The sequence below is a fragment of the Corynebacterium sp. HMSC11E11 genome, from assembly GCF_001807025.1.
GTDB lineage: Bacteria > Actinomycetota > Actinomycetes > Mycobacteriales > Mycobacteriaceae > Corynebacterium > Corynebacterium freneyi.
In genome coordinates this window covers 47,974-52,181 of record NZ_KV787106.1, presented here as the reverse complement: position 1 = coordinate 52,181, position 4,208 = coordinate 47,974, and the positions used below count along the sequence as shown (strand labels likewise).

Sequence of the window (4,208 nt, the reverse complement as noted above, 5' to 3'; positions counted from 1 at the left end):
CGGCCGGCGCGGGCGTCATCGGCTGGCGCGAGCACTGGCTCGCCCGCAACGCCGCGGCCGTCCCGCCCGAGCTGCTGACCCTGGGCGACGCCACGTGGTCGGGGACGGTGACCTCGTCGGACGGCCTCGACCTGTGCGTCGTCGAGCGCGGATTCCAGACTGCCCCGGTGACCATCGTGTTCACCCACGGCTACTGCCAGCGCAAGGATTCGTGGTGCCTGCTGTCGCATCAGTTCCGCAAGAGCTTCGGCGATGATGTGCGGTTGCTGTTCTGGGATCAGCGCGGCCACGGCGATTCCGGCGACCCAGAGGCCGAGGCCTGCACCATCGGCCACACGGCCGATGATTTGGCGTGCATCATCCGCGAGCGCGTCCCGGCCGGGCGCATTTTCCTGGTCGGGCATTCGATGGGCGGCATGACCGTGATGTCCTTCGCCCGCCGACACCCGGAGCTGATGGAGCGGGTGTCGGGAGTGTCGCTGCTGGCCACGGCGTCGGCGGGGTTGTCCAAGGGCGGCATTCCGCAGATGATGCTCGGGCCCGTCGGCCAGGCGCTGACGAAGACCGCGAAGTCGTTGCCCCAGTTGGCCAACCAGGTCCGGCAGTTGGCGACGGTGGGGGAGATGCCCCTCATCCGCGGCGCTTCCTTCGGGGATCAGAGGACGCCGCATGCGATCGTGAAACTCAACGAGAAGATGATCGACGATACGCACGCCACGACGATCTTCAATTTCTTCGGCGCGTTGCAGCTTCACGACGAGTCGGAGGGCGTCGCCGCGTTGGAGGGCCATCCCGGCGTGGTCATCGCCGGCGACAAGGATCGGATGATCCCGTACGAGCGGGCGGTGGACATCATCGAGGGCTGGCCCGGCGCCCGCCTGGTGAGGGTGCCCGGCGCCGGCCACATGGTGCAGCTGGAGCAGCCGAAGCTGGTCGGCGGGGCCATCGAGACCCTCGTCCGCGAGAACTGGCCGGTGTAGGAGGCGGCCGGTGGACGAACCGGCCGACGCAGACGAAAACCGGCCGGTGCGCGGCCCCGGTGGGGGCGATCCGGGGCCCGCATTACGATGTCCCCATGACTTCCCGCCCCAGCACTTTCCCCGAATCCGGTGCACGGACATTGCCGACGGCCGAGGACATGCGGGCCTTCGGCGAGGAACTCGGGGCCACGTTGGTCGCCGGGGACCTGGTGATCCTCGATGGTCCGCTGGGCGCGGGCAAGACCACGCTGACCCAGGGCATCGCCGCGGGCATGAACGTCCGCGGGCGGGTGACCAGCCCGACGTTCACCATCGCCCGTCACCACCGCAGCCTGGGCGGCGGACCGGATCTGGTCCACGTCGACGCCTACCGGCTGTTCGGCGAGGAAGGACCGGGAGCGGAAGGAGTCGGGGGTGAACGCGCCGACGACCGGGGTCTCGACGCCCTCGACGCCCTGGACTCCCTCGACCTGGACACGGATCTGGAGTCCTGCGTCGTCGTCGCCGAATGGGGCGCCGGCCTGGTCGAGCAGCTGTCCGACTCCCTCCTGCTGGTGAGCATCGACCGTTCTTCGGCGGATGACGTCCGGGAAGTGACGTGGCGGCGGGTATCGTGACGGACATGTTCGTACTCGCCGTGGACACGTCCACGCCGCAGGTCACCGCCGGTCTCGTCCACGTCGCCGAGCTGCCCGGCGAGCGTGCGGCCAACGGTCGCCGGTCGCCGATGCTCGAGGAATTGTCGGCGGCCGGTCACGTCGACGCGCGCGCCCACAATGAGGTGCTCACGCCGCTGATCCGGACGTGCCTGGCCGACGCCGGGCTCGGGGGTGGCGCCGCCCGCGCGGTCGGGGCCGTCGTCGTCGGCTGCGGCCCCGGCCCCTTCACCGGCCTTCGGGTGGGCATGGCCACCGCGGCGTCGTTCGCCGATGCGTGGGAGGTGCCGGCCCACGGCGCATGTTCGCTCGACGCGCTGGCTCATCCGGGCGGGGAAGCCCTGCCCGGCGACGTCATGGTGGTCACCGACGCCCGTCGCCGGGAGGTCTACGTCGCCGCCTACCGCGATGGTCGACGGGTGTGGGGGCCGGCTGTGATGGCTGCGGCGGCCTGCGCCGATGCCGTGCTGGAGGACGTCCCCGATTTCGTGCCCGGGCAGTTCGTCGGTGACGCGGACAAGTGCGCCGACGTCCGGGCGGGCTTCGCCGACACCGACGTCGCCGCGGTGGTCGCGGATTCCCGCATCACCGGCGCATATCCGACGCCCGCCGGACTCGTCGCCGCCGCCGTCGCCGAGTTGGAATACCACCACGACGAAGACGGTCCGGACGCCGACGGCGACGGCGAACCCGACCACACGCCGTTTTCCGCCACCGCCGCTCTCGCGGGGCCGGCCGCCGCATTGGTGCCGCTGTACCTCCGACGCCCCGACGCGACTCCGCCGAAACCCGTGCCCAAGTCCCCTGCGATTCCGGACGTGGACGTCGCGAAGCGGGACGGCGCGTGATCGGCGCGGGACCCGGCCCCAACCCGGATCAGCTGTTGGCCGCCGCCACCTTCGGGCGGCTGGCTCCCGGGGCGGCGTCGGGATGCGCCGCGCTGGAAGCCCAGATCTTCGCCGGCGACGACCCGTGGCCCGAGTCCGCCTTCGCCGCCGAACTGGCCAGCCCCGCCAACCTCTACCTCGGTTGGGTCATCCCCGACGGCGGTGCCGCGAAGGGCGTCGACCGGGTGCTCGCCTACGGCGGAATCACCAGGCTGGGGCCCGAGTCGGCGCCCGAGTACGAGATCCACACCATCGCCGTCGACCCCGTCCTGCGCGGCCGCGGCGTGGGCCGGGAACTGCTGGAACATCTGCTGTCCGTCGCCGACGCCGCGCCGGGGCCGGTGTTCCTGGAGGTCCGCACCGACAACGAACCGGCGGTCGGCCTGTACACCGCGCACGGGTTCGAAACCATCGGGGTGCGCAAGCGCTACTACCGCCAGTCCGGCGCCGACGCGTACACGATGCGTCGGCCGGCGGCGGGCGGGTCGTAGAATTCGGGCATGACCTCCAGCGCCGCCGCCCAGCACAGCCGCACGATCCTCGCCGTCGAAAGCTCCTGCGACGAAACGGGCGCCGCCGTCATGCGCGTCACCTGGTCGGATGACCTTCCCGCGGAGCAGGAGGGTTCGGCCGACCGCCCGCGGATCGAGGTCCTCTCCGATGTCGTGGCGTCGTCGATGGAGCAGCACGCCCGCTTCGGCGGCGTCGTGCCCGAGATCGCCTCGCGCGCACACTTGGAGGCCCTGCAGCCGGTGGTCCGCGAGGCTTTGCGACGTGCGGGGGAGGCGCTCGGCCCCGACTCCGGGGAGGGGCGTTTCATCCCCGATTGCGTCGCCGCCACGGTGGGGCCCGGATTGGCGGGGGCGCTGCTGGTCGGGTCGGCCGGCGCGAAGGCGTATGCGGCGGCGTGGGACGTGCCGTTCTACGGGGTCAACCATCTGGGCGGCCACGTTGCCGTCGGCGCCCTCGATGGCGCGGACCTGACCAACGCCGTGGCGCTGCTGGTCTCCGGCGGGCACACGCAGCTGCTGCACGTGCGCGGTGCCGGGCGTCCGATGACGGAATTGGGATCGACCCTCGACGACGCCGCCGGCGAGGCCTACGACAAGGTCTCGAGGCTGCTCGGTCTGGGCTACCCCGGCGGACCCGTCATCGACCGCCTGGCCAAGGACGGCGACCCCGCGGCGGTGAAGTTCCCCCGCGGGATGATGCGGCCGCAGGATTCCCGGCACGACTTTTCGTTCTCCGGCCTGAAGACCGCCGTCGCCCGATACGTCGAAGCCGCCGAACGCGAGGGCCGCGTCATCGACATGGCCGACACCTGCGCGTCGTTCCAGGAGGCGGTGTGCGACGTGCTGACGTTCAAGGCCGTTCGCGCCGCGAAGGACGTCGGCGCGACGACCCTGCTGCTGGGCGGGGGAGTGGCCGCCAACTCCCGACTGCGCGAACTCGCCGCCGAGCGGTGCGCCGAAGCGGGCCTGACGCTGCACGTGCCGCCGATGCGCCTGTGCACCGACAACGGGGTGATGATCGGCGCCATCGCCGCCCACCTCATCGCCGCCGGCGCCGAACCGTCCGGCTACGGGTGCGCCACCGACCCGTCGATGCCGGTGGAGGAGCTCATCGCGCTTCCCGGCGGGGCGTCGTAAAACAAACCCCGCACGCCCCGCCCGCCTCGGCGGGGC

General features: G+C 71.8%; 5 protein-coding genes. All 5 read left to right on the top strand.

Translation table 11 applies throughout. The annotated features are described in order from the left end of the window. The coding region (locus HMPREF3121_RS01535; RefSeq protein WP_070519321.1) for an alpha/beta fold hydrolase at window positions 1-980 on the top strand (980 nt) is incomplete at its 5' end. A gap of 95 nt (window positions 981-1,075) precedes the next feature. Next, complete coding sequence (locus tag HMPREF3121_RS01530) at window positions 1,076-1,597, top strand: tRNA (adenosine(37)-N6)-threonylcarbamoyltransferase complex ATPase subunit type 1 TsaE (RefSeq protein ID WP_070519319.1); 522 nt, start codon at window positions 1,076-1,078, stop codon at window positions 1,595-1,597. A 5-nt stretch (window positions 1,598-1,602) separates the two neighbouring features. Continuing rightward, window positions 1,603-2,484 (top strand): tRNA (adenosine(37)-N6)-threonylcarbamoyltransferase complex dimerization subunit type 1 TsaB, encoded by an 882-nt coding sequence (tsaB, locus tag HMPREF3121_RS01525; RefSeq protein WP_070519337.1) that lies wholly within the window; start codon window positions 1,603-1,605, stop codon window positions 2,482-2,484. Between the two features lie 35 nt (window positions 2,485-2,519). Beyond that, window positions 2,520-3,014, top strand: coding sequence for a ribosomal protein S18-alanine N-acetyltransferase (gene rimI, locus HMPREF3121_RS01520; protein WP_070519335.1), 495 nt, complete (start codon window positions 2,520-2,522; stop codon window positions 3,012-3,014). 9 nt (window positions 3,015-3,023) lie between these two features. Further along, complete coding sequence (gene tsaD, locus HMPREF3121_RS01515) at window positions 3,024-4,172, top strand: tRNA (adenosine(37)-N6)-threonylcarbamoyltransferase complex transferase subunit TsaD (RefSeq protein WP_070519317.1); 1,149 nt, start codon at window positions 3,024-3,026, stop codon at window positions 4,170-4,172. Window positions 4,173-4,208 lie beyond the last annotated feature (36 nt).

What these genes read in the sequence shown, in the direction of transcription:
- HMPREF3121_RS01530 (WP_070519319.1), top strand. Translation starts at nt 1,076, where the DNA reads ATGACTTCCCGCCCCAGCACTTTCCCCGAATCCGGTGCACGGACATTG.
- tsaB (WP_070519337.1), top strand. Translation starts at nt 1,603, where the DNA reads ATGTTCGTACTCGCCGTGGACACGTCCACGCCGCAGGTCACCGCCGGT.
- tsaD (WP_070519317.1), top strand. Translation starts at nt 3,024, where the DNA reads ATGACCTCCAGCGCCGCCGCCCAGCACAGCCGCACGATCCTCGCCGTC.